Raw genomic sequence first — 23,861 nt, 5'->3', positions numbered from 1 at the left:
GCGTTCAGCGTGTCGCGGCCTTCGCCAAGTGGTCGAGGGTGGCGCCGACCGCGGGCACCTGGGCCAGATCGGGCAGGGTGAGCGCGACGATCTCGCGGCGCACGGCGGGCTCGACGGTTACTGTGCGTGCACCCTTGGGCCGAACGGACTCGATGGCCAGTTCGGGGAGGACCGCCACGCCGAGACCGGCGCTGACGAGCCCGACCACCGCCGGGTAGTCGTCCGTCGCGAAGTCGATGCGCGGGGCGAAACCGGCGCCCCGGCACACCTCGACCAGCTGGCGGCGGCAGCGCGGGCAGCCCGCGATCCACGGCTCGTCCGCGAACGCGTCGATGGTGACCGAGCCGGCTCCCGCCAGCGCGTGCCCCTCCGGGACGAGGCCCACGAGCCGGTCCGCGAAGAGCGGCCGTACGACCAGGTCGTCCCACTCCTCGGCGGCGTGCGCCCCTTCGCCCTCCCGTCTCCCACCGCCACCCTTCTGCGGAGACGCTTCGCGCCGCCCCTCATACCTGAAGGCGAGCGCGACATCGCAGTCGCCCTCGCGCAGCATCTCCACGGAGCGCGGGGGCTCGGCCTCCACCAGCGACACGCGCGTGCCGGGATGCTCGGCGCGCAGGGCGGCGAGGGCGGTGGGCACGAGGGTCGAGCTGCCGCTGGGGAACGACACGAGCCGGACGCGGCCCGCCCGCAGACCGGCGATGGCGGCGATCTCCTCCTCGGCGGCGGTGAGCCCGGCGAGGATGCCCGACGCGTGCCGCACGAGGGCCTCGCCGGCCTGCGTCAGGCGCATCTCGCGGCCGGTGCGGATCAGCAGCGGGGTGCCGGCCGAGGACTCAAGGGCCTTCATCTGCTGACTGACGGCCGGCTGCGTGCAGCCCAGCTCGCGGGCCGCCGCGGAGAAGGAGCCGGTGGCGGCGACGGCGCGCAGGACACGGAGATGACGGGCCTCGATCACCCCTCAAGCATAAGCGACACTTGGGGCTCGCGCCCAATAATGCGTGGCAGCTTTGGGTTCCGGTCCCGTAGCGTTCCGTGCATGAAGCTTCTGTCGCTGAATCTGGGGCGGCCCGAACCCGCCGATTACACGGACCAGGCCGAGGGGGTCACGGGCATCGACAAGCGCCCGGTCACCGGTCCCGTGCGCGTGGCGGCGCCCGGCCCCAAGGGGACGGGCGCGAGCGGGCTCGCCGGGGACGCGGTGTGCGACCTGCGGCACCACGGCGGCGAGCACCAGGCGGTGTACGCGTACGCACGCGAGGACCTGGACGCGTGGGCCAGGGAGCTCGACCGTCCGCTGCCCAGCGGCGTGTTCGGCGAGAACCTCACGACGGAGGGGGTCGACGTCTCCGGGGCGAAGATCGGCGAGCGCTGGCGGATCGGCGCCGATCTCCTCCTGGAAGTGACCTCGGGCCGGATCCCGTGCCGCACCTTCCAGGGGCATCTCGACGAGCGGGGCTGGGTCAAGCGGTTCACGCGGGAGGCGGTGCCGGGAGCGTACTTCCGGGTGATCGAACCGGGCGAGATCCGCGCGGGCGACCCGATCGCGATCGTGCACCGCCCGGACCACGAGGTGACGGTGGCGCTCCAGTTCCGGGCGGTGACCACCGAGCGCGGGCTGCTGCCACGGCTGCTCGCGGCGGGGGACGCGCTGCATCCGGAGAGCGCGAAGGCGGCGCGGGAGTATGTGACGAAGTACGGAGACGTGTAGCGGCGCGTAAGGGGAAACCCTTGGGGCCCACCAGGGTTGAGGTCGGGGGCGCTTCGGGGGCCGTCCCCGATGTGGTGCCACCGGTGCCGGCGGGACGCTCGGCGCATGACCTCGAAGCCCCGCAAGCATCGCCGGCTCAGGCGCGTCCTCGTCGTGCTCGGCTCGCTCGTAGCCGTGCTCGCTCTCGCGGTCGGCGGTGGTGTGCTGTGGCTGTGGAACGACGCGAAGGTGAGCACCGTCGGCGAGGGCGGGTTTCGCAATGAGCTGACCGTGCCGCCGCTCGCGAAGTCGCACGTCGACAAGGAGAGCGGGCGGCGCGTCTTCGACCTGAAGATGCGGAGTGATGAGACGGAGTTCACGTCCGGGATCAAGACGCCCACTTGGGGCTTCAACGGCAGCTATCTCGGGCCGACGCTGCGCGCGAAGCGCGGCGAGAAGGTCGAGGTGCGGGTCCGCAACGGGCTCGACGAGGCGTCCAGCGTGCACTGGCACGGCATGCATCTGCCCGCCCGGATGGACGGCGGCCCGCACCAGATGGTCGCGCCGGGCAAGAAGTGGGCGCCGCACTGGACCGTCGACCAGCCCGCCGCCAGCCTCTGGTACCACCCGCATCCGCACGGGGAGACCGAGCAGCACGTACGGCGCGGCCTGGCAGGGATGTTCCTGGTCGACGACGACCGGAGCGAGAAGCTCGCACTGCCGAAGCGGTACGGGGTCGACGATCTGCCGGTGATCGTGCAGGACGTGCGGTTCGACGGGGCGAAGCTCGACTCCGGGCACAAGATGATGCAGAACGTGGGCTTCCTCGGTGACCGCACGATGGTCAACGGCACCCTCGACCCGTACAAGGTCGTGCGCGACGAGCGCGTACGGCTGCGGCTGCTGAACGCCTCGACCGCGCGGACGTACGACTTCGGCTTCACCGGCGGGCAACGGTTCGCGCTCGTCGGGACGGACGGCGGGCTGCTCGACCGTCCGGCCACGATGGACCGGATCCAGCTGTCGCCGGGCGAGCGGGCGGAGATCGTCGTGCGGATGAAGCCCGGCGAGCGGAGCGTGCTGCGCAGCTATCCGCAGGACAACTACGGGGATTCCTGGCAGCGCCGGTTCAGCGGCGGGGACGACACGTTCGACGTGCTGCAACTGCGGGCGGCGGAGCGGCTGCGCCCCTCCCCCGGCATCCCGTCCCGCCTTGGCGAGCCGGAGCTCCCCACTCCCGGGGACGCCGTGCGCGCACGGTACTTCGACCTGAAGATGAGCGGGATCAACGGACGCAAGATGGCGATGGACCGCGTCGACGAGACGGTCACCCGGGGCACCACCGAGGTGTGGACGGTGCACAACGGCAACGGGATGCCGCACAACTTCCATGTCCACGACGTGCAGTTCAAGGTGGTGTCGGTGAACGGGGAGCGGCCGTCGGTGGAGTTGCGGGGCCGCAAGGACACGGTGTTCATCCCGAACGGCACAACGATGAAGCTGGCGCTGCGGTTCGACGGCGGCCCCGAGTTCGCCGATCCGCGGACCCCGTACATGTTCCACTGCCATCTGCTCTACCACGAGGACCTCGGCATGATGGGCCAGTTCGTGATGGTCGACAAGGGGCAGCGGGCGGCCGCGAGGGAACCCGGTGATCACGGGCACCACTGAGCCGTCACTAATCTTGGCGCATGACTACCGCTCTGATCACCGGATCCACCGCAGGCATCGGCGCCGCGTTCGCCCGGCGGCTCGCCGCCGACGGACACAACCTGGTGCTCGTCGCGCGCGACACCAAGCGGCTGCACGAGCAGGCGACGGAACTGCACGACCGGCACGGCATCGAGGCCGAAGTGCTCACCGCCGACCTGGCCACGGACGACGGAATCGCGACGGTCGAGGCGCGTCTGACGGACCGTAAGGCAGCGGTCGACCTGCTCGTGAACAACGCCGGGTTCGGCAACAAGGGGCACTACCTGGAAGTCCCCATGGCCGACGAGCTGACGATGCTGAAGGTGCACTGCGAGGCGGTGCTGCGGCTGACGTCGGCGGCGGCCGGGGCGATGCGGGAGCGCGGGCGCGGCGGCGTGGTCAACGTGGCGTCGGTGGCCGCGTTCGTGCCGCGCGGTACGTACGGCGCGTCGAAGGCGTGGGTCGTGCAGTTCACGCAGGGCGCGGCGAAGGACATGGCGGGCAGCGGGGTGCGCCTGATGGCGCTGTGCCCCGGCTTCGTCCGCACGGAGTTCCACGAGCGCGCCGGCATGGGCACGGACAGCATCCCGAAGTGGATGTGGCTGGATGCGGACAAGCTGGTGGCGGCGGCGCTGGCCGACCTGTCGCGCGGCAAGTCCCTGTCGATCCCTGACCCGCGGTACAAGGCCCTGATGGGCGTGGTGAAGGTGACCCCGCGAGCCCTCCTGGGCGGGATCACGTCGCGGACGGGCCGCAAGTACGGTCCCCAGTAACGGGATTCGGGGTGCGGTCGGCCGTTCCTGCGCCACGGGGCTCCGCCCCGGACCCCGCGCCTCAATCGCCGGCGGGGCGTGAAGGACAAACGCCGAGGCCCGGCTCCCCGCGACGGGGAGCCGGGCCTCGGTTGCGCTCAGAGGTCAGTGCGAGTGACCGTGCCCGTGGCCGGCGGCCTCGGGCTCCTCCTCGGCCGGCTTCTCGACGACCAGGGTCTCGGTCGTGAGGAGCAGGGAGGCGATGGAGGCGGCGTTCTCCAGGGCGGAGCGGGTGACCTTGACCGGGTCGATGACGCCGGCCTTGACCAGGTCGACGTACTCGCCGGTCGCGGCGTTGTAGCCGTTGCCCTTGTCGAGCTCCTTGACCTTGGAGACGATCACGTAGCCCTCCTGGCCGGCGTTCTCGCCGATCCAGCGGAGCGGCTCGACGACGGCGCGGCGGACCACGGCGACACCGGTGGCCTCGTCGCCGTCCTTGCCGAGCGAGTCGTCGAGGACCTTGGAGGCGTGCACCAGGGCGGAGCCACCACCGGAGACGATGCCCTCCTCGACCGCGGCGCGGGTCGCGGAGATGGCGTCCTCCAGACGGTGCTTCTTCTCCTTGAGCTCCACCTCGGTGGCGGCACCGACGCGGATCACGCACACGCCGCCGGCCAGCTTCGCGAGGCGCTCCTGGAGCTTCTCGCGGTCCCAGTCGGAGTCCGTGTTCTCGATCTCGGCCTTGATCTGCGCGACGCGGCCCTGCACGTCCTCGGACTTGCCGCCACCGTCGACGATGGTGGTGTCGTCCTTGGTGATGGTCACGCGGCGGGCGGTGCCCAGCACGTCCAGGTCGGCCTGGTCGAGCTTGAGGCCGACCTCCTCGGCGATGACGGTGGCACCGGTGAGGGTGGCCATGTCCTGGAGCATCGCCTTGCGGCGGTCACCGAAGCCGGGGGCCTTCACCGCGACGGCGTTGAACGTGCCGCGGATCTTGTTCACGACCAGGGTCGACAGGGCCTCGCCCTCGACGTCCTCGGCGATGATCAGGAGCGGCTTGGAGCCACCGGCCTGGATGACCTTCTCCAGGAGCGGGAGCATGTCCTGGATCGAGCCGATCTTGCCCTGGTGGATCAGGATGTACGGGTCGTCGAGGACGGCCTCCATACGCTCCTGGTCGGTGACGAAGTACGGGGACAGGTAGCCCTTGTCGAAGGCCATGCCCTCGGTGAAGTCGAGCTCCAGACCGAAGGTGTTGGACTCCTCGACGGTGATGACACCGTCCTTGCCGACCTTGTCCATCGCCTCGGCGATGAGCTCGCCGACCTGGTTGTCCTGGGCGGACAGACCGGCGACGGCGGCGATGTCGGACTTCTCGTCGATCGGGCGGGCGGTCGCGAGGAGGTCCTCGGACACGGCCTTGACCGCGGCGTCGATGCCCTTCTTCAGGGCGGCCGGGGAGGCACCGGCGGCAACGTTGCGCAGGCCTTCCTTGACCAGGGCCTGGGCGAGCACGGTGGCGGTGGTCGTACCGTCACCCGCGATGTCGTTGGTCTTGGTCGCCACCTCCTTCACCAGCTGCGCGCCGAGGTTCTCGTACGGGTCCTCGACCTCGACCTCACGGGCGATCGTGACACCGTCGTTGGTGATGGTGGGGGCGCCGAACTTCTTGTCGATGACGACGTTGCGGCCCTTGGGGCCGATCGTCACCTTGACCGTGTCGGCCAGCTTGTTGACGCCGCGCTCAAGGGCGCGACGGGCGTCCTCGTCGAACTTCAGGATCTTCGCCATGGGGCTGAATCAGTCCTCTCGAAACGAACCGCGCCCCTCGCACCCGGCATTTCAGCGGGGGCCAGGGGCGCGGTTCAAAGCATTCTGCTTCGGTGAAGCCGGGAAAGCTTGGGTGAATTACTTCTCGACGATCGCGAGCACGTCGCGAGCCGAGAGGACGAGGTACTCGTCGCCGTTGTACTTCACCTCGGTGCCGCCGTACTTGCTGTAGAGCACGACATCGCCGACCTTGACGTCGAGCGGCAGACGCTCGCCGTTCTCGAAGCGGCCGGGACCCACGGCGAGGACGGCGCCCTCCTGGGGCTTCTCCTTCGCGGTGTCCGGAATGACCAGGCCAGAGGCCGTGGTCTGCTCGGCGTCGAGCGGCTGGACCACAATGCGGTCCTCGAGCGGCTTGATGGCAACCTTGGAGCTGGAGGTCGTCACGATCCGGTCTCCCCCTTCGGAGATCTCACGGGGTTAACAGTCTGGGGTGGCGACCAGGTGGATCCGTCGTCGCGGGTGCCGGACCTGCCCGTCGCTGTCTGGCACTCTCCACTGGTGAGTGCCAGGGCCGAGACTATGACCGCGATTAGCACTCGGTCAAGCGGACTGCTAATCGACTCGTTCGCGGATCGGTGGAACGGCACCTCACAGGTAGTCCTCCAGGGCCGCCACCGTGTACCCCTCGGCCTCGACACGGCGCAGGAGACGCGGGGCCGTCTCCGCCCGGATCCCGAGGATGTCGCCGGGGCGCAGCGCCCCCTCCGGTTCGCGCCACAGCACGATCGCGTCCACCCCGCAGGCGCCCGCCGCCCGCAGGGTGTTCCCGTCGTACGCGCCGGAGGGCGGGTGGAGCAGGCGGGGCGCCGTGCCGAAGCGGCCCTGGATGCGGTCGCGCTGGCCGCAGATCTCCGCGTGCTGCTCGACGTATCCGAGGCCCGGCAGGAAGGGGTGGGTGAGGGTGCGGTTCTGCACCCGGGCGCCGAGGGCGCTCAGTTCGCGCAGGCGGCCCTCGCCCGCTCCCGCGAGGAACACCGAGACCGGCAGGCGCCGCTCGCGGACCAGGTCGACGAGGCGGGAGTCCCGCCCGGCCGGGGCCCCGGCCCCGTCCCCGTACGCGAGGAAGACCACCTTGTCGCGGGTGGGGACGCGGGTGACGAGCGGCGGGACGGTCGACCGCGCCGCTTCCGCCCCCGCCGCCGCCCGCATGACCGGGGCGGCCTGTCCCGCGCACCCGGTGAGCAGCGCCGCGGCCAGGGTGCAGCCGAGGAGCCACGACCGGGGCCCGCGTCTCGTCACAGGTAGTCCTCCAGGCGCGCCACCGCGTAGCCCTTGCGGTCGAGGTACTTCATGAGGTTGCGGATCATGTCGGGCATCGTGCCCTTCCGGTCCTCGCGACCCCGGAAGTGCGTGAGCGGGATGTCGCCCGGATGGATGTCCCGGTCCCACTCCCGGTGGTCCATGGGGTCGACGAAGACCTCGGCGTTCCAGATCGGGGCGTACTTGATGCCGCAGGCCTTGGCGGCGCGCAGCGTGTCCCGGTCGTAGTCGCCGAACGGCGGGATCAACTTTCGGACGGTTTCTTCCTTTTGTCGTACTCGTTGCATGGCGCCGGATCCTGGCAGCTCACGGGCCCGTTCCGGGGTCGACACCGCCGCCTGGCGCGCGCCGTCGCCCGCCTGGCCCACAATGGGCCGGGTGAACGACCCCGCCGCCTTCTCCGCCCTCCTGGCCCCCGAGGGCCTGGCCCTGCTCGACGAACTCCGCGATCACGACCCGGCCAGGGAACTCGCGCTCGCCACGAAGCTGCGCCGCGACCACCCGGCCGACCTCGTCTCGGCCGCGCTCGCCCAGGCGCGGCTGCGTCAGCGGGCGGTGGCGAAGTTCGGGGCCGAGGACGCGGCCCGGATGTTCTTCACGCCGAACGGCGTCGAGCAGGCGACCCGTACGAGCGTCGCGACGTACCGGGCCGAGGCCTTCGCGCGGCTCGGCGTGGGCTCCGTCGCCGACCTGTGCTGCGGCATCGGCGGCGACGCGATCGCGCTCGCCCGCGCGGGGGTCCGGGTCCTTGCCGTCGACCGGGATCCGCTGACGTGCGCGGTGGCGCGGGCGAACGCCGAGGCGCTCGGCCTCACCGGGCTCGTCGAGGTGCGCGAGGCGGACGTCACCGAGGTCGACACGTCCGCGTACGACGCCGTGTTCGTGGACCCGGCGCGGCGGGGCGGCCGGGGCAGGATCTTCGACCCAGAGGCCTACTCGCCTCCCCTGTCCTGGGCCGTGTCCGCCGCGCTCAAGGCGCCGCGCGCCGCGCTGAAGATCGCTCCCGGCATCCCGCACGAGGCGATCCCCGCGGAGGCCGACGCCGAGTGGATCTCGGACGGGGGCGATGTGAAGGAGGCGGTGCTCTGGTTCGGGACGGAACGGGCTACGGGTGCCGCGCGAAGCGCGTCGATGAGGGGCGGTGGCCGGGTGACGGGCGGGCGGATGCGGGCGACGTTGCTGCCGGGGCCGCGGGCGCTGGCGGGCCGTGGACTTCCCGACCCCGAAGTGCGGCCTGTCGGGCGGTACTTGTACGAGCCGGACGGCGCCGTCATCCGGGCGCATCTGGTCGCCGAGGTGGCCGAGGAGGTCGGCGGCGGGCTCGTCGACGAGACGATCGCGTACGTGACGGCCGACGAGCTGCACCCCACGCCGTACGCCGCCGCGTACGAGATCACGGACCGACTTCCGTTCAACGTGAAGAAGTTGAAGGCGCTGCTGCGGCAGCGGGAGGTGGGCGTGCTGACGGTGAAGAAGCGGGGGTCCGCGGTCGAGCCGGAGGAGTTGCGCCGCAAGGTCATGCCGAAGCCGTACGGGAAGGTTTCCGCCACGGTGTTCCTTACGCGGGTGGCGGGTGCGCCCACGATGCTCGTCGGCGCACCCGTGAGTTGACGCCACAGGGCTCCGCCCCGGACCCCGCGCCTCAATCGCCGGCGGGGCTTGATCGGCGCTACCTGTTGGCGTACGCCCGCTAGGCGGCCTCGAACCGCCAGCGGTGCACGGCGCGCGTCACCAAGTCGCCGTCCGGCTCCGGCAGTTCGGGCAGCTGCGCCTCGTACGCCGCGTCCCACCACGTAATGACGAGCACCCGGTCCTTCGGCGCGCGGAACGTCTCGCGGCGTTCCGGCTCCGCCTCCAGGACCTGTGCCTTCGCCCAGGCAAGGAGTTCCTCGCCGCGCCCCTCGACGGCGCGGGCCTCCCACATCAGCGCGACCGTCATGAGTAGAGGTTCTCCTTGCTGACCTCGTGCACGTGGTCGTGGTCGTGGTGGTGGCCGGGGACGTGCGGCTCCGTCACCGGCAGCGAGGAGTCGGCGGGCAGGTCCCAGGACGAAGGCGTCCGGTTCCGGGCCACCATCTCGGCGCCGAGCGCGGCGACCATCGCGCCGTTGTCCGTGCACAGCTTGGGCCGCGGCACCCGCAGCCGGATCCCGGCCCGCTCGCAGCGCTCCTCGGCGAGGGCGCGAAGCCGCGAGTTGGCGGCGACGCCGCCGCCGATCATGAGGTGGTCGACGCCCTCGTCCTTGCAGGCCTTCACGGCCTTGCGGGTCAGCACGTCCACGACGGCCTCCTGGAACGACGCCGAGACGTCCCGCACCGGCACGTCCTCGCCCGCCGCCCGCTTGGCCTCGATCCAGCGGGCCACGGAGGTCTTCAGGCCGGAGAACGAGAAGTCGTACGCGGGGTCGCGCGGCCCGGTGAGCCCGCGCGGGAAGGCGATCGCGTTCGGGTCGCCCTCCTTCGCGTAGCGGTCGATGACGGGCCCGCCCGGGAAGCCGAGGTTCAGCACGCGCGCGATCTTGTCGAAGGCCTCGCCCGCGGCGTCGTCGATCGTGGCGCCCAGGGGACGTACATCGGACGTGATGTCGCTCGACAGCAGCAGCGACGAGTGCCCGCCGGAGACCAGCAGCGCCATCGTCGGCTCGGGCAGCGTGCCGTGCTCCAGCTGGTCGACGCAGATGTGCGAGGCGAGGTGGTTGACGCCGTAGAGCGGCTTGCCGAGCGCGTACGCGTACGCCTTCGCGGCGCTCACGCCGACCAGCAGGGCACCGGCCAGACCGGGCCCGGCGGTGACGGAGATGCCGTCGAGGTCCTTCGCCGTGATCCCCGCGTCCTTCAGGGCGCGCTGGATCGTCGGGACCATCGCCTCCAGGTGCGCGCGGGAGGCGACCTCGGGGACGACGCCGCCGAAGCGGGCGTGTTCGTCGACGCTGGAGGCGACGGCGTCGGCGAGCAGGGTGGTGCCGTGGACGATGCCGACGCCGGTCTCGTCGCAGGAGGTCTCGATACCGAGGACGAGCGGTTCGTCAGCCATGGTTCTTCTCTTCTGTCTCTTGCTCTTGCACTGTTGTCGCCTGCTCCGGCGCTTGCTCTGTCGCCGGCGTGGTGGTGAAGCGCATGACGAGGGCGTCCACGTTGCCGGGCTGGTAGTAGCCGCGCCGGAAGCCGATCGGCTCGAATCCGAAGCGCTCGTACAGCTTCTGCGCCCGCGTGTTGTCGACCCGCACCTCCAGCATCACCTGGTCGACCTCGAAGGCCGTGGCGTGCCGGAGGAGTTCGGTGAGCAGCCGGGCGCCGAGCCCGGTGCCCCAGTGGTCGCGGGCGACGGCGATGGTCTGGATGTCGGCCAGGTCCCCGGACGCGGCGACCCCGCCGTACCCGACCAGCCGCTCCCCCTCGTACGCGACGACGTACCGCCGCGTCGAACCGACCCCGCGCGCGTGCGCGAGCTCGGACCAGAACATGCCGCGCGACCAGGCGTCGTCCGGGAAGAGTTCCTTCTCCAGTACGAGTACAGGGTCGATGTCCCACCAGCGCATCTCGCGCAGCGTCGCGTCCACGGCTGTCACTTGGGGGTGACCACCTTGTAGTTCTTGGGGACCTGCGCGTCGGGGCGCCGCAGGTAGAGCGGGCGCGGTTCGAGGAGTTCCTCTCCCGCGGCCAGCTTCTCGGCGGCGAGGGCGGCGAGCGCGGCGGCCGACACGTGCTCGGGCCCGCGCGCGTCGGGGAACGTGTCCGGGAACAGCCGCGCGCCGGCGCCGACGGCGGGCAGCCCGGCGACGGCCCCGGCGATGTCGGCGGGCCGGTCGACGGCGGCCTCGGTGACCCGGGTCCGCGCATCGTCGTAGCGCGCCCAGTACACCTCCTTGCGCCGCGCGTCGGTGGCGACGACGAAGGGGCCCTCGACGTCCCGCGCGGCGTACGCGAGCCCGTCGAGCGTGCACACCCCGTGCACCGGCACGCCGAGCGCGAGGCCGAACGTGTCGGCGGTCATCAGGCCGACCCGCAGACCGGTGTACGGTCCGGGGCCCACGCCCACGACGATTCCGGTGACGGCGTCGAGCCGCACGCCGGCCCCGGTGAGCACCCGGTCGACGGCGGGCAGCAGCAGTTCCCCGTGTCTGCGGGCGTCCACCTGACTCGACTCGGCTACGACGGATGTCCCGTCGTGCAGGGCGACGGTGACGGCGGGGGTGGCGGTATCCAGAGCGAGCAACAGCACGCGAACAGCCTACGACCACCGGAAGGCGGACACGTCCGGTACTTCCCGCAAGGCCGGTCCGCCGGGCCTCGACTGCTACCGTCAACCTGAAGTTCGTACTTGAGAGGCAGGCACCTGGTGGCACGGAGCAGCACCGGATTCGTGACCGCGCTCACGGCGGCATCGCTCGCCGTGGTCGGGTTCCTCGCCTACCAGGCGTCGGCGAGCGCGCCCGACGACCTCTCCGAGAAGGGCAAGGGCGCCTCGCCGTCCGCCTCGGCGTCCAAGACGCCCGAGAAGAAGGCGGACCCGAAGGCGCTGCCCGCGGGGTCGGGCAAGGGCGAGCGCGTCGTGTACTCGCTGAGCGCCGACCGGGTGTGGCTGGTCCGTTCGGGCAACAAGACGGAGACGTTCCGGGTGACGCCCGGCACGGTGGACCCGACGCCCGGCGCGTACTCGGTGAGCTCCCGCTCCGGTTCCGTCACCGGCACCGACGGGGTGCCGATCGAGCACGTGGTCCGCTTCGCCACCACGAACGGCGTGGCGATCGGCTTCAGCGCCGCCACGAACGGATCGACGGCCGCACCGGACCCCGGGAAGCAGACCGGCGGCATCCGCGAGTCCCGCGAGGACGCCGACGCGATGTGGCAGTTCGCGACGATCGGCCAGAAGGTCGTCGTCGTCAAGTAGCCGTCGTCAAACAGTCGTCGTCAAGCAACGACGGCCGTTCCGCTCACGGGTGTGCCGACGGGCGCCATTCGCGGCGCTGCGGTTCACGGCGCTGCTGTTCGCTGCGCGGCTGAGCCGGACGCCGGTGCGGGGACGGCGGAACCGACACGGCCCGCGCCGCCGCACACGACGCCAGCAGATCCCGCATCGACACTTCGCGCACACCTTCACGTTCCGAAGTCGACATGGATGCCTCCCGGCGGCGGTCGAGGGGACGTGGTTAGGTAGACCTAACCAGCACCGACCTCCATGTGAACACGCCGGAGCCGCGCCGCGCAAGAATTTGCCGACGCCCTGTCGGGATGTGTCCGGGAAGTGGCCGCGGCGCGGGTCAGCCCGTGAGCGAGCCCAGGTCGGCCTCGGTCCACCGCTCCCCGATCCCGTTCAGCGTCACGACCCGGACCTCGTCCGTCGTGTCGCCGGTGGCCCGGTCGATGACCACGTGCAGCCGGTCGTCGGACAGCTCCTCGACCTTGCCGTCGCCCCACTCCACGACGATCACGGAGTCGGGCAGCGAGACGTCGAGGTCCAGGTCCTCCATCTCGTCGAGCCCGCCGCCGAGCCGGTACGCGTCGACGTGCACCAGGGCCGGTCCCTCGCCGAGCGGCGGGTGCACGCGCGCGATCACGAAGGTCGGCGAGGTCACCGCGCCCCGTACGCCCAGGCCCGCGCCGAGCCCGCGGGTCAGCGTCGTCTTGCCCGCGCCCAGCTCGCCGGTGAGCATCACGAGGTCGCCGGGGCGCAGCTGTTTGGCCAGGGCGAGCCCCAGCTCCCGCATCTCGTCCGGGGAGTTGACGGTGACGGTGACCGTGCTGACGGGGGTCGTGGCGGGCGCGCTGGCGGGCTCAGCCGCCGGGCTGTGCGGTGTTGCCGGTGTCTCCATAAATCCCCACGGTAGCGGCTGTGGGGCCGGCTCCCGCGCGCACCAGCAGGTCCGCCAGACGGTCGGTCACGACCTCGGGGTGCTCCAGCATCACGAGGTGCCCGGCATCCGGTACGAGGACGAACTCGGCGTCCGGCAGCAGTGCCGCGATCGCCTCGCTGTGGTCGCTCGGCGTGACCAGGTCGTGCTCACCGGCGAGGACGAGCGCGGGCAGCTCCGCGAAGCGCGCCAGGGCGGCCGTCTTGTCGTGGTCCTCGAACGCCGGGTAGAACTCGGCGACCACGTCGATCGGCGTGCCCTCGATCATCCGCTCGGCGAACCGCGCGACGGCCGGGTCGACGTCCCGCGAGGCGAACGAGTACCGCTTGATGATCCCGGCGAACAGGTCGGCCGTCGCCCGCCGCCCCTTCTCCACCAGGTCGGCGCGCTGCCCGAGCACCTTCAGTACGCCGGGCAGCACCCGCCGCACCGCGTTCACCCCGGCCACCGGCAGCCCGTAGTTGACCTCGCCGAGCCGCCCCGACGACGTACCGACGAGGGCGACGCCCACCACCCGGTCGCGGATCAGCTCGGGGTACTGGTCGGCGAGCGCCATCACGGTCATGCCGCCCATGGAGTGCCCGACGAGGACGAGCGGGCCCTCGGGCGCGGCCGCGTCGATGACCGCCTTCAGGTCGCCGCCGAGCCGGTCGATGGAGACCGGCACCCCGTCCTCCACCTGCTCGGCGCCCCGCCCCGAACGGCCGTGGCTGCGCTGGTCCCAGTACACGCACCGCACCACACCCCGCAGCGCCGCGCGCTGGAAGTGCCAGGAGTCCTGGCCCAGGCAGTAGCCGTGGCTGAAGACGACGGTGACCGGCGCCGGGCTCTTGCGGCCGAACAGGCGGCGTCTGCGCGGCGTCGTACCACCGGCCTCCGGGTCCGCGTCGTCGACCTCGTAGTACAGCTCCGTGCCGTCCTGCGCGTACGCCTTTCCGGGGACGCCGCGCAGCGCACCGTAGGGTCCCGACGCGTCGAGGGCGAGGCGCGCCTTCTTGCGCATGCCGCGCCCCACGGTCAGCCGCTCGATGGCGACGCCCGCGGCGGCCCCGGCGGCGACCACGCCTATCGCGGCGCCCGCGAGGCCGGCCCGCCGCCAGCTCCCCGACGCGGCCCGCTCCGCCGCCTCGACGACGGCCGCCGTGGCCGGTGCGCTGCTCTCGCTCACGTGCCGCTCCCCTTGTCGCGCCGTGCTCCGCGTCCTGCCTACCGTCCGGTTTTCGAGTTACCCGATCCGTTCACGCTTCACATGGTGGCGGTTCGGAGGGCTCTGCCGGTGGACCTTCAGGCCGTGACGCCGGTCACGCGCGCGTGCCGCCGTCGTCCTCACCCACGTAGACGCGCGGTACGCGGGAACCGATGCGCGTCACGATCTCGTACGCGATGGTGCCCGACGCGACCGCCCAGTCCTCAGCCGTCGGCTCGCCGCCGTCACCGGGTCCGAAGAGCACCGCCTCGTCGCCCGCCGCCGGTTCGTCGCCGCCGAGGTCGACGACGAACTGGTCCATGGCGACGCGGCCCGCGATCGTGCGCCGCTTGCCGCCGATCAGGACGGGTCCCGTACCGGACGCGTGCCGCGGGATGCCGTCCGCGTAGCCCAGCGGGACGAGGCCGAGCGTGGTCTCGCCCGGTGTGACGTAGTGATGCCCGTAACTGATGCCGAGTCCACCCGGCGCGTGCTTCACGAGCGCGAGATTCGCCTTGAGCGTCATCACGGGGCGCAGGCCGAAGTCGCCGGGCGCGCCGACCTCGGGGCTCGGCGAGATCCCGTACATCGCGATGCCGGGGCGGACGAGGTCGAAGTGCGTCTCGGGAAGGGTCAGCGTCCCCGGCGAGTTGGCGATGTGCCGCACTTCCGGAATGACGCCCTCCCCTTCGGCGTACGCGACCATCTCCCGGAAACGGGTCAGTTGGGCGGCGATGGACGGATGACCCGGCTCGTCGGCGCACGCGAAGTGCGACCAGAGCCCGGTGACGTTCACGAACCCGTCCCGCTGCGCCTTCAGCGCCTCCCGTACGAGCTCGGGCCAGTCGCCGGGCAGGCAGCCGTTCCGCCCGAGTCCCGTGTCGGCCTTGAGCTGGATACGGGCGACCCGGCCCGTCCCGCGCGCGGCGTCGACGACCTCCCGCAGCGCCCACATCCCGCTCACCGACATGTCGAGCTCGGCCTCGATCCCCTCCCGCCAGGGCCCGCCGGGCACCCACAGCCAGCACATGATGCGCCCGGTGAGCCCCGCCGCACGCAGCTCCAGCGCCTCCTCGGCGGTGGCGGCCCCCAGCCACTCGGCCCCCGCCTCCTTGGCGGCCCGCGCGACCGGAATCATGCCGTGTCCGTACGCGTCCGCCTTCACGACCGCCATGAACGCGGCCTCCGGAGCGTGGGCACGCAGGGCTCGCACATTGGCCCTCAGGGCGGCCAGATCGATCTCGGCGCGGGCGCGGAGCGGGGCAGTCACGTTCTCGTTCATCGTCCCCTCAGTCTCTCAGAACCCCCGACACCCTTGGCCGTTGCCGCCCCTCCCCTCCGGGGACACCGGGCCACCCGGCCCGGGGCGCCGCCTCGCCACGTGGCCCACCGCGCCACGCACAGCCACAGCAGCAGGCCCGCCCCCGGTGCCCTGCGGGACACTCGACGTATGCGATTCGCCCACGACGTAGAAACGGTCAGGACCGCCGAGCGCGCCCTCATGGCGCGGCTGCCCGAAGGGGCGCTGATGCAGCGCGCCGCCGCCGGCCTCGCCGCCGCCTGCGCCGACCTCCTCGGCAAGGTGTACGGCTCCCGCGTCACCCTCCTCGTCGGCTCGGGGGACAACGGCGGCGACGCCCTGTACGCGGGCGCCCGCCTGGCACGGCGCGGCGCGGGCGTCACGGCCCTCCTGCTCTCCCCGGACCGCACCCACCCCGCAGGCCTCGCGGCACTGCGCGCGGCAGGCGGCACCCCCCTCGACGCACAGGACGAGCGCGCCACCGAACTCGTGGGCCGCGCCGACCTCGTCGTGGACGGCATCGTGGGCATCGGCGGAAAGGGCGGCCTGCGCCCCCGCGCGGCCGAACTCGCCGCCGCGGCACGGGGAACCGTCGTGGCCGTCGACCTCCCGAGCGGCGTGGACGCCGACACCGGCGCGGTGCACGGCGAGGCCGTCCGCGCGGACGCGACCGTGACCTTCGGAACGTACAAGCCGGGCCTCCTCGTCGACCCGGCGCGGGAGTACGCGGGCGCGCTCCGGCTCGTCGACATCGGCCTCGAACTCACGGAGGCGGAAGCCCGGTTGGAGGCGCTCCAGTACGCGGACGTGGCCGCACTGCTCCCCCGCCCGACCGGCGAGAGCGACAAGTACCGGCGCGGCGTCGTGGGCCTCGTCGCGGGCTCGGCCCGCTACCCCGGCGCGGCGGTCCTGGCGACGGCGGGCACGCTGCACGGCGGGGCCGGAGCCGTGCGGTATGTGGGCCCGGCCGCCGACGCGGTGCTCGCCCGTTTCCCGGAGACGCTCGTCTCGGCCGGGCCGCCGGCCAAGGCGGGCCGGGTCCAGGCGTGGGTGATCGGCCCCGGCCTCGGCGACGACGCGTCGGGCCTGCACGACGTCCTGGCGGCGGACGTCCCGGTCCTGATCGACGCGGACGGGCTGCGCCTCGCGGACCCGGCGACGGTCCGCGCCCGCACGGCGCCCACCGTGCTGACCCCGCACGCCGGGGAGGCGGCCGCGCTCCTGGGCGTGACGCGTGACGAGGTGGAGGCCGAACGCCTGTCGTCCGTGAGGGAGTTGGCGTCCCGCTACGCCGCCACGGTCCTCCTGAAGGGTTCGACGACCCTGGTCGCGCCGCCGGACGACACCCGCCCGGCCCGCGTGAACCCCACGGGCACCCCGTGGCTCGCCACGGCCGGCAGCGGCGACGTCCTCTCCGGCCTCACCGGCTCCCTGCTGGCTGCGGGCCTCACCCCCCTGGACGCCGCCTCGGTCGGCGCCCATCTGCACGGCCTCGCGGCACGCCACGCGGCGGACGGCGCGCCGGTCTCGGCGCAGGACGTGGCGGCAGCAGTGCGCACCGCCTGGCGGGACGTCACGGAAAACCGCTTCGCCTGACGCCCGCCCCTTGCTACCGTCACCGACGGCCGTGCAGTCACAGCTTGGAGGTGAGACCCGTGAACGCAGTCACCCATGGGTGCTCCCTCAGCTCGTCACGGTCCGGCGGCTGACAGCAGGTGTCGCCGGGAGCGCCCCAGGATCGAGGGCCTCCCGAAGGAGACACCGATGAACACACGAAGCACCCGCCCCACAGCCCCGCCCCCGCTCGTCGTCACCCGCGTGGCGGACCACCAGTGGCACGTCCTGGAGGACGACGAGGTGGTCGGCCGCGGCCACGCCGCGCACCGGCCCGACGGCCGCCTCTTCATCAGCGTCGACGCCTGGCACGACACCGCGTTCGCGGCCCTGGCCGGGGCGCTGCTCACGGACCTGCCGGGCCCGCTGCACACCGTGGTCGACGAGAGCGACACCGAACTGACGTCGAAATGGCAGGGGTTCGGCTTCACGGTCGGCCGCGGCGAGTGGGAGTACGTGGTGCCCACCGACCCCGCCGTGACGGGACTCGGCGCGGTGCGCCCGCCCACCGGCGTCACCGTCGTCCCGGCCGGGGCGGCGGACGGGGCGCGGCTGCGCACCCTGGACCGTACGGTCCGCGAAGAGATCGAGGCGGCGGCCGGCTGGCGCACCATGCCGGCCGAGGTGCGGCCCCTGCCACCGGGGGTCACGGTCGTCGACCCGGCGAAGTACACCGTGGCCGAGGCCCCTGACGGCGCCTACCTGGGCCTCCTGCGCCTGGCGACGGCCACCCGGCGCCCCCGTGTCGGCCTGCTCGCGGTCCGCACCGACGCACGGCGCCGCGGCGTCGCGCGGGCCCTGCTGGCCGACGTACTGAACACCCTGCACCGCGGTGGCGTGCGGTCGGCGTCGGCCGAGGTCGACGAGGCGAACGAGGCGGCCGCGGCCCTCTTCGACGGCATCGGCGCGCGGCGCGTGAACCGCGCTCTGGAGCTGGTCCGATGACGAGGCACACCGGAGGCGGCGTGCACGCCGAGGGCACGGTCGTCGAGTGCCTGCGCAGCGCGATGTTCACCGTGGAGCTCGACAACGGGCACCGGGTACTCGCGCACGTCAGCGGCAAGATCCGCAAGAACTACATCAAGATCCTGCTGGCGGACCGGGTCCAGGTGGAGATCACGCCGTACGACCTGACACGGGGCCGCATCGTGTTCCGCCACCGGTCGTAGGCCCTGTCGGCCGAGGGGCAGGGGCACGGGCAGCGGCGTCGGCCCCTGCCCCTCGACCCCTACCCCTCGGCCACCACCACGGCCGACGCGATCCCCGCGTCATGGCTCAGCGACACATGGAACCCGCGCACGCCCAGCTCCGCCGCCCGCGCGGCCACCGTCCCGGTCACCCGCAGCCGGGGCTGTCCGCTCTCCTCGACCCACACCTCGGCGTCGGTCCAGCGCAGCCCGCCCGGCGCGCCGAGCGCCTTGGCCACGGCCTCCTTCGCGGCGAACCGGGCGGCGAGCGAGGCGACCCCGCGCCGCTCCCCGCTGGGCAGCAGCAGCTCGCCGTCCAGGAAAAGGCGCCCGGCCATGCCCGGCGTACGCTCCAGCGACGCCGCGAACCGCTCGATCTCGGCCACGTCGATACCGACCCCGATGATGCTCATGCAGCAGACCTTACGGTCGCCGCGCCCGCGATCCGGCGTCAGGCGGGCCCGCCCCCGGCCATCCGGTCCCGCGCCTCCCGTACGAGCGCCAGGTACTCGATCTCCTCGCAGCGCGGCTTGCTGCCCACGCGGTAGAGGTCGAGGCAGTCGTCCAGATCCTCGACGATGTCCTCGTCGGGCAGATCGAGCGCCAGCTCGCTGCGGACGTGATCCTCCCAGTCGTCCGTCGCGTACTGGCCCGCCGACCTGCGACGGACGATTTTCGGCACACGAAGCACCGACATCACGATCCCCCTCCTGCCCGCGGGCAGCGTTCAGCCCCACGGGTGCACGGAATGTATCGCCACGCACACTCAAGGTCCATACCTGTGGCGAACCGGTGACGATCGGGGTTCCCAGAGTCCCGTGCGTGACACACCCCACCTGCCGCCGCGGGCCATACAGCCGTAACAATGGACTGTGATCTCTCCGGTCTCCGAGTCCAAGGCACAAGCGACCTCCCGGAGCACCCACCGGCAGAAGCCGGAGGTGACTCCCTACGTCGACCTCACCCGTACCGAATGGAGCGCCCTGCGCGACAAGACGCCACTGCCGCTGACCGCGGAAGAGCTGGAGCGGCTGCGCGGCCTCGGTGACGTGATCGACCTGGACGAGGTCCGCGACATCTATCTGCCGCTGTCCCGCCTGCTGAATCTGTACGTGGGCGCCACCGACGGCCTGCGCGGGGCGCTCAACACGTTCCTCGGCGAGACGAACAAGAAGGCCGCCCAGTCCGGCACGCCCTTCGTCATAGGGGTCGCCGGTTCGGTGGCCGTCGGCAAGTCGACCGTCGCCCGCCTCCTCCAGGCGCTGCTCTCCCGCTGGCCCGAGCACCCGCGCGTCGAGCGCGTCACCACCGACGGCTTCCTGCTCCCCACCAAGGAGCTGGAGGCCCGCGGCCTGATGTCGCGCAAGGGCTTCCCCGAGTCGTACGACCGCCGCGCCCTGACCCGCTTCGTCGCCGACATCAAGGCGGGCAAGGACGAGGTCACCGCCCCCGTCTACTCGCACCTGATCTACGACATCGTGCCCGGCGAGAAGCTCGTCGTGCGCCGCCCCGACATCCTCATCGTCGAGGGCATCAACGTGCTGCAGCCCGCCCTGCCCGGCAAGGACGGCCGCACCCGCGTCGGCCTCGCCGACTTCTTCGACTTCAGCGTGTACGTCGACGCGCGCGCCGAGGACATCGAGGCCTGGTACCTCAACCGCTTCCGCAAGCTGCGCGCGACGGCCTTCCAGGACCCGTCCTCGTACTTCAGGAAGTACACGCAGGTCTCCGAGGAGGAGGCCCTCGACTACGCGCGCACCACCTGGCGCACCATCAACAAGGTCAACCTCCTCGAGAACGTGGCCCCCACCCGCGGCCGCGCCGGACTCGTCATCCGCAAGGGCCCCGACCACAAGGTGCAGCGGCTGCGGCTGCGCAAGCTGTAGCGACTACCCTGCGCGCATGCTGCATCTGCGCCTGATCACGCCGCCCGGGACCACGGACGACGTGGTGCGTCTGATCGAGAAGACGACCGGCACCACCCACCTCGTGGTGCTGCCGGGCGCCGCCCGCGACCCCTCGGGCGATGTCGTCATGTGCGACGTCGCCCGCGAGGCCGGCGACGAACTCATCGGCGGACTCAAGGAATTGGGGCTCGACCGGGCGGGCTCGATCTCCGTCGAGAGCATCGATCTGTCGCTGTCCCTGCGCGCCGACAAGGCCGAGGAGGACGCGCCGGGCGAGGGCGCGGACGCGGTCCTGTGGGAGCAGCTGTCGGACGCCACGCACGAGGAGTCCACGCTCACGATCACGTACGTGGCGTTCCTGGTGATCGCGACGATGATCGCGGCGTGCGGTGTCGTGCTCGACAACGCGATTCTGATCGTGGGCGCGATGGCGGTGGGGCCGGAGTTCGGGCCACTCGCCGGGATCTGCACGGCCCTGGTGCGGCGGGCGCCGCGCCTGGCGTGGCGTTCCCTGGTCGCCCTGCTCGTCGGCTTCGCCGTGGCGATGGCGGTGACGGTGGGCTTCAGCTACTTCATGGACGCCGTGCACCTGTTCAGCGAGGCCCAGCTGGAGGCGGACCGACCCAACACCGGGTTCGTCTACGCGCCGGACTGGTTCTCGTTCGTGGTGGCCGTCCTCGCGGGCGCGGCCGGCACCCTCTCGCTCACATCGGCGAAGTCCGGCGCGCTCGTCGGCGTCGCCATCTCGGTGACCACGGTCCCGGCGGCGGCGAACGCCGCGGTGGCGCTGAGCTACGGCGACGCGGGCCAGATGTGGGGCTCGACCCAGCAGCTCCTGCTGAACCTGCTGGGGATCGTCCTCGCCGGTACGGCCACGCTCCTCGCCCAGAAGTACCTCTGGGCCAGGCAGCGCGAACGTACCGCCAAGAAGCTCGCCGGGAACTAGGGCTCTAGCCGAGCGCCGACTTCACGACGTCGGCCAGGCGCTCCGCGACGGACCGGGCCTGCCCGATGTCCGCGGCCTCGACCATCACCCGCACCAGCGGCTCGGTGCCCGAGGAGCGCAGCAGCACCCGCCCAGTCGCGCCGAGTTCACGCTCCGCGTCCGCCACCGCGGACTGCAGCTCCGCGGACGTGGTGACGCGGGACTTGTCGACGTCCGGAACGTTGATGAGCACCTGCGGCAGCCGCTCCATCACGCTCGCCAGGTCCTTCAGCGCCCGCCCGGTCTGCGCGACGCGCGCCGCGAGCAGCAGACCCGTCAGCGTGCCGTCACCGGTCGTCGCGTGGTCGAGAACGATGACGTGCCCGGACTGCTCGCCGCCGAGCGCGAACCCGTTCTCCTTCATGTTCTCCAGGACGTACCGGTCGCCGACGGCGGTCTGGACGAGGGTGATGCCCTCGCGCTCCATCGCCAGCTTCAGGCCCAGGTTCGACATGACGGTCGCCACGAGGGTGTTGTCCCGCAGCACCCCGCGCTCCTTCATGTCGAGCGCGAGCACCGCCATGATCTGGTCGCCGTCGACCTCGGAGCCGGTGTGGTCCACGGCCAGGCAGCGGTCGGCGTCCCCGTCGTGCGCGATGCCGAAGTCGGCCTTGTGCTCGACGACGGCGGCCTTCAGCAGGTCGAGGTGGGTCGAACCGCAGCCGTCGTTGATGTTCAGACCGTCGGGCTCGGCGCCGATCGTGACGACCTCGGCGCCCACGCGCGTAAAGGCCTCCGGGGAGACCCGGGAGGCCGCGCCGTGCGCCTCGTCGAGGACGATCTTCAGGCCCTCGAGCCGGTTCGGCAGCACGCCCACGAGGTGCGCGATGTACTGGTCGAGCCCCGCGTCGTACGACTTCACGCGGCCGACGCCGGCGCCCGTCGGGCGGTTCCAGGGGGCGCCGGTGCTGTGCTCCTCGTAGATCGCCTCGATGCGGTCCTCGAGCGCGTCGTCCAGCTTGTGGCCGCCGCGGGCGAGGAACTTGATGCCGTTGTCCGGCATGGCGTTGTGGCTCGCGGAGAGCATCACACCGAGGTCGGCGCCGAGCGAGCCGGTCAGATACGCCACCGCGGGCGTCGGCAGCACGCCGACGCGCAGCACGTCCACTCCGGCGCTGGCCAGGCCCGCGACGACTGCGGCCTCCAGGAACTCGCCCGAGGCCCGTGGATCACGGCCGACCACGGCCACCGGACGATGGCCCTCAAAACTGCCGGCCTCGCCCAGAACATGTGCCGCCGCGACCGACAGACCGAGCGCCAGCTCAGCCGTCAGATCCGCGTTGGCGACGCCGCGCACGCCGTCCGTGCCGAAGAGTCGTCCCACCTTGATGTCCTCCGAACCGTCACATCGTCATAAGCCGAACGCCCCGGCGGCACGATACGTGCCGCCGGGGCGAACGGGAAAAACAAGCAGGCAGCGGAATTTAGCGCTTGCTGTACTGCGGGGCCTTGCGGGCCTTCTTGAGACCGGCCTTCTTGCGCTCGACCGCACGGTCGTCGCGGCGGAGGTAGCCGGCCTTCTTGAGGGCGCCGCGGTTGTTGTCCACGTCGGCCTCGTTCAGCGCGCGGGCCACGCCGAGGCGCAGGGCACCGGCCTGACCGGAGACGCCGCCGCCCGAGATGCGGGCGATGATGTCGTAGCGGCCGTCGAGCTCGAGCACCTTGAAGGGCTCGTTGACTTCCTGCTGGTGGACCTTGTTCGGGAAGTAGTCCTCGAGCGTGCGCCCGTTGACCTTCCACTTGCCGGTGCCGGGCACGATGCGAACGCGCGCGATGGCGTTCTTGCGGCGGCCCAGGCCGGCGGCCGGCTGCGGGTCGCCGAAGCGGGCCGGGTTGGACTCCGAGGTGTACTCGCCCTCGACGGGGGCGTCGGACTCGGTGGTGTAGCTCTCGACGTCGACGATCTCTTCGACCGGCGTCTCGGCAGTGGTCTCGGCCACGATTCTCCTCAGCTTTTCTTCAGTCTTAGGGGGTGGCCGGACTTACTGCGCGACCTGGGTGATCTCGAACGGCACCGGCTGCTGGGCAGCGTGCGGGTGCTGGTCGCCCGAGTAGACCTTCAGCTTCGAGAGCATCTGACGGCCGAGCGTGTTCTTCGGGAGCATGCCCTTGACGGCCTTCTCGATGGCCTTCTCGGGGTTCTTGTCCAGGAGCTCGTCGTAACGGACGGAACGGAGACCGCCCGGGTACCCGGAGTGGCGGTAGGCCATCTTCTGGGTCCGCTTGTTGCCGGACAGGTGCACCTTGTCGGCGTTGATGATGACGACGAAGTCGCCCGCGTCGACGTGCGGCGCGTAGATCGGCTTGTGCTTGCCACGCAGGAGGCTGGCAGCGGTGGTCGCCAGACGACCCAGGACGACGTCCTGAGCGTCAATGACGTGCCACTGGCGAGTGATGTCGCCGGGCTTGGGGCTGTACGTACGCACGGTCGTATGCCTTCGCTTCTCAGTGAATGGGGTGCTGACACACGGCACCGCTGAAGCGATCATGCAGCTGGGGCTCACAGAAGCCGGGGACGCTAACCCGTATGCGAGCCACTGGTAACTGCTCCAGGGAACCTACGTAAAGACCTTGCGCGTGAGAACGACCAGGCCAATACGCATAACA

At 71.8% G+C, this 23,861-nt stretch carries 26 protein-coding genes and 1 pseudogene; 10 read left to right on the top strand and 17 right to left on the bottom strand.

Going from position 1 to position 23,861, the window contains the following annotated elements; all coding sequences use genetic code 11:
• Window positions 1-4: 4 nt before the first annotated feature.
• Window positions 5-955, bottom strand: a complete 951-nt coding sequence (locus tag ACY34M_RS08525) for a LysR family transcriptional regulator (RefSeq protein ID WP_462716212.1) — start codon at window positions 953-955, stop codon at window positions 5-7.
• Between the two features lie 81 nt (window positions 956-1,036).
• Between ACY34M_RS08525 and ACY34M_RS08520 the strand changes: the two genes are divergently transcribed.
• From ACY34M_RS08520 to ACY34M_RS08510, 3 genes are all read left to right on the top strand, one after another.
• Window positions 1,037-1,708: an MOSC domain-containing protein gene (locus ACY34M_RS08520; RefSeq protein WP_462716213.1), complete on the top strand. Its 672-nt coding sequence runs from the start codon at window positions 1,037-1,039 to the stop codon at window positions 1,706-1,708.
• 105 nt (window positions 1,709-1,813) lie between these two features.
• Entirely contained in the window at window positions 1,814-3,358 is a 1,545-nt protein-coding gene (locus tag ACY34M_RS08515) for a multicopper oxidase family protein (RefSeq protein WP_462716214.1), read from the top strand.
• A 20-nt stretch (window positions 3,359-3,378) separates the two neighbouring features.
• On the top strand, window positions 3,379-4,152 hold the full coding sequence (locus tag ACY34M_RS08510) for an SDR family NAD(P)-dependent oxidoreductase (RefSeq protein WP_462716215.1): 774 nt from the start codon (window positions 3,379-3,381) through the stop codon (window positions 4,150-4,152).
• Window positions 4,153-4,296: 144 nt separating this feature from the next.
• On the opposite strand, the gene groL is transcribed toward ACY34M_RS08510, so the two are convergent.
• The 4 genes and pseudogenes from groL to ACY34M_RS08490 form a co-directional block, all read right to left on the bottom strand.
• Window positions 4,297-5,922: a chaperonin GroEL gene (gene groL / locus ACY34M_RS08505; RefSeq protein ID WP_462716216.1), complete on the bottom strand. Its 1,626-nt coding sequence runs from the start codon at window positions 5,920-5,922 to the stop codon at window positions 4,297-4,299.
• Between the two features lie 117 nt (window positions 5,923-6,039).
• Window positions 6,040-6,348 (bottom strand): co-chaperone GroES, encoded by a 309-nt coding sequence (gene groES, locus ACY34M_RS08500; RefSeq protein WP_306321012.1) that lies wholly within the window; start codon window positions 6,346-6,348, stop codon window positions 6,040-6,042.
• 204 nt (window positions 6,349-6,552) lie between these two features.
• Window positions 6,553-7,203 (bottom strand): polysaccharide deacetylase family protein, encoded by a 651-nt coding sequence (locus ACY34M_RS08495; RefSeq protein WP_462716217.1) that lies wholly within the window; start codon window positions 7,201-7,203, stop codon window positions 6,553-6,555.
• Window positions 7,200-7,535 (bottom strand): annotated as a pseudogene (locus ACY34M_RS08490) (polysaccharide deacetylase family protein); the annotation flags it as partial. The pseudogene ACY34M_RS08490 and the gene ACY34M_RS08495, both read right to left, overlap by 4 nt.
• Window positions 7,536-7,593: 58 nt before the next feature.
• Here ACY34M_RS08490 and ACY34M_RS08485 point away from each other — a divergent pair.
• Window positions 7,594-8,835, top strand: a complete 1,242-nt coding sequence (locus tag ACY34M_RS08485) for a THUMP-like domain-containing protein (protein WP_462716218.1) — start codon at window positions 7,594-7,596, stop codon at window positions 8,833-8,835.
• A 79-nt stretch (window positions 8,836-8,914) separates the two neighbouring features.
• Here the strand turns inward: ACY34M_RS08485 and ACY34M_RS08480 are convergent, their stop codons facing one another.
• From ACY34M_RS08480 to tsaB, 4 genes are read right to left on the bottom strand one after another with little or no spacing between them, the layout of a single operon-like run.
• Window positions 8,915-9,163 (bottom strand): hypothetical protein, encoded by a 249-nt coding sequence (locus tag ACY34M_RS08480; RefSeq protein WP_462716219.1) that lies wholly within the window; start codon window positions 9,161-9,163, stop codon window positions 8,915-8,917.
• Complete coding sequence (gene tsaD / locus ACY34M_RS08475) at window positions 9,160-10,257, bottom strand: tRNA (adenosine(37)-N6)-threonylcarbamoyltransferase complex transferase subunit TsaD (protein ID WP_462716220.1); 1,098 nt, start codon at window positions 10,255-10,257, stop codon at window positions 9,160-9,162. The genes ACY34M_RS08480 and tsaD overlap by 4 nt, the downstream gene beginning before the upstream one ends.
• Window positions 10,250-10,762 (bottom strand): ribosomal protein S18-alanine N-acetyltransferase, encoded by a 513-nt coding sequence (gene rimI / locus ACY34M_RS08470; RefSeq protein WP_462716605.1) that lies wholly within the window; start codon window positions 10,760-10,762, stop codon window positions 10,250-10,252. The genes tsaD and rimI overlap by 8 nt, the downstream gene beginning before the upstream one ends.
• Window positions 10,763-10,788: 26 nt before the next feature.
• Window positions 10,789-11,445: a tRNA (adenosine(37)-N6)-threonylcarbamoyltransferase complex dimerization subunit type 1 TsaB gene (gene tsaB / locus ACY34M_RS08465; protein WP_462716221.1), complete on the bottom strand. Its 657-nt coding sequence runs from the start codon at window positions 11,443-11,445 to the stop codon at window positions 10,789-10,791.
• A 117-nt stretch (window positions 11,446-11,562) separates the two neighbouring features.
• On the opposite strand from tsaB, the gene ACY34M_RS08460 reads away from it, so the two are divergent.
• Entirely contained in the window at window positions 11,563-12,114 is a 552-nt protein-coding gene (locus tag ACY34M_RS08460) for a L,D-transpeptidase (protein ID WP_462716222.1), read from the top strand.
• 370 nt (window positions 12,115-12,484) lie between these two features.
• On the opposite strand, the gene tsaE is transcribed toward ACY34M_RS08460, so the two are convergent.
• The 3 genes from tsaE to alr all read right to left on the bottom strand — a co-directional run bounded on the left by tsaE (window position 12,485) and on the right by alr (window position 15,543).
• The gene (gene tsaE / locus ACY34M_RS08455) at window positions 12,485-13,036 is read right to left on the bottom strand and encodes a tRNA (adenosine(37)-N6)-threonylcarbamoyltransferase complex ATPase subunit type 1 TsaE (protein ID WP_462716223.1); all 552 of its coding nucleotides are present in this window, start codon (window positions 13,034-13,036) and stop codon (window positions 12,485-12,487) included.
• A complete protein-coding gene (locus tag ACY34M_RS08450) occupies window positions 12,999-14,243 on the bottom strand; it encodes an alpha/beta fold hydrolase (protein ID WP_462716224.1) in 1,245 nt (414 codons plus the stop codon). The genes tsaE and ACY34M_RS08450 overlap by 38 nt, the downstream gene beginning before the upstream one ends.
• Window positions 14,244-14,376: 133 nt before the next feature.
• On the bottom strand, window positions 14,377-15,543 hold the full coding sequence (alr, locus tag ACY34M_RS08445) for an alanine racemase (protein WP_462716225.1): 1,167 nt from the start codon (window positions 15,541-15,543) through the stop codon (window positions 14,377-14,379).
• 168 nt (window positions 15,544-15,711) lie between these two features.
• Between alr and ACY34M_RS08440 the strand changes: the two genes are divergently transcribed.
• The 3 genes from ACY34M_RS08440 to infA all read left to right on the top strand — a co-directional run bounded on the left by ACY34M_RS08440 (window position 15,712) and on the right by infA (window position 18,344).
• Window positions 15,712-17,157: an NAD(P)H-hydrate dehydratase gene (locus tag ACY34M_RS08440; RefSeq protein ID WP_462716226.1), complete on the top strand. Its 1,446-nt coding sequence runs from the start codon at window positions 15,712-15,714 to the stop codon at window positions 17,155-17,157.
• 168 nt (window positions 17,158-17,325) lie between these two features.
• Entirely contained in the window at window positions 17,326-18,120 is a 795-nt protein-coding gene (locus tag ACY34M_RS08435) for a GNAT family N-acetyltransferase (RefSeq protein ID WP_462716227.1), read from the top strand.
• A complete protein-coding gene (gene infA, locus ACY34M_RS08430) occupies window positions 18,117-18,344 on the top strand; it encodes a translation initiation factor IF-1 (protein ID WP_462716228.1) in 228 nt (75 codons plus the stop codon). Before ACY34M_RS08435 ends, infA begins: the two co-directional genes overlap by 4 nt.
• A gap of 59 nt (window positions 18,345-18,403) precedes the next feature.
• On the opposite strand, the gene ACY34M_RS08425 is transcribed toward infA, so the two are convergent.
• Together ACY34M_RS08425 and ACY34M_RS08420 are read right to left on the bottom strand one after the other, a co-directional pair.
• Window positions 18,404-18,775 carry a holo-ACP synthase gene (locus ACY34M_RS08425; protein WP_462716229.1) on the bottom strand — a complete coding sequence of 124 codons (372 nt, stop codon included), beginning with the start codon at window positions 18,773-18,775 and terminating at the stop codon, window positions 18,404-18,406.
• 38 nt (window positions 18,776-18,813) lie between these two features.
• Window positions 18,814-19,059 carry a hypothetical protein gene (locus ACY34M_RS08420; protein ID WP_462716230.1) on the bottom strand — a complete coding sequence of 82 codons (246 nt, stop codon included), beginning with the start codon at window positions 19,057-19,059 and terminating at the stop codon, window positions 18,814-18,816.
• 175 nt (window positions 19,060-19,234) lie between these two features.
• On the opposite strand from ACY34M_RS08420, the gene coaA reads away from it, so the two are divergent.
• Window positions 19,235-20,248: a type I pantothenate kinase gene (gene coaA, locus ACY34M_RS08415; RefSeq protein ID WP_462716231.1), complete on the top strand. Its 1,014-nt coding sequence runs from the start codon at window positions 19,235-19,237 to the stop codon at window positions 20,246-20,248.
• 16 nt (window positions 20,249-20,264) lie between these two features.
• Complete coding sequence (locus ACY34M_RS08410; RefSeq protein WP_462716232.1) at window positions 20,265-21,215, top strand: DUF389 domain-containing protein; 951 nt, start codon at window positions 20,265-20,267, stop codon at window positions 21,213-21,215.
• A 4-nt stretch (window positions 21,216-21,219) separates the two neighbouring features.
• Here ACY34M_RS08410 and glmM read toward each other — a convergent pair whose 3' ends face one another.
• From glmM to rplM, 3 genes are all read right to left on the bottom strand, one after another.
• On the bottom strand, window positions 21,220-22,578 hold the full coding sequence (gene glmM, locus ACY34M_RS08405; RefSeq protein WP_462716233.1) for a phosphoglucosamine mutase: 1,359 nt from the start codon (window positions 22,576-22,578) through the stop codon (window positions 21,220-21,222).
• Between the two features lie 100 nt (window positions 22,579-22,678).
• Window positions 22,679-23,194, bottom strand: a complete 516-nt coding sequence (gene rpsI / locus ACY34M_RS08400) for a 30S ribosomal protein S9 (RefSeq protein ID WP_462716234.1) — start codon at window positions 23,192-23,194, stop codon at window positions 22,679-22,681.
• Window positions 23,195-23,236: 42 nt separating this feature from the next.
• A complete protein-coding gene (gene rplM, locus ACY34M_RS08395; RefSeq protein ID WP_356374853.1) occupies window positions 23,237-23,680 on the bottom strand; it encodes a 50S ribosomal protein L13 in 444 nt (147 codons plus the stop codon).
• Window positions 23,681-23,861: the final 181 nt, after the last annotated feature.

The organism is Streptomyces sp. EDA2-14, from assembly GCF_054963755.1.
This window is presented reverse-complemented; position numbering and strand designations above follow the sequence as displayed.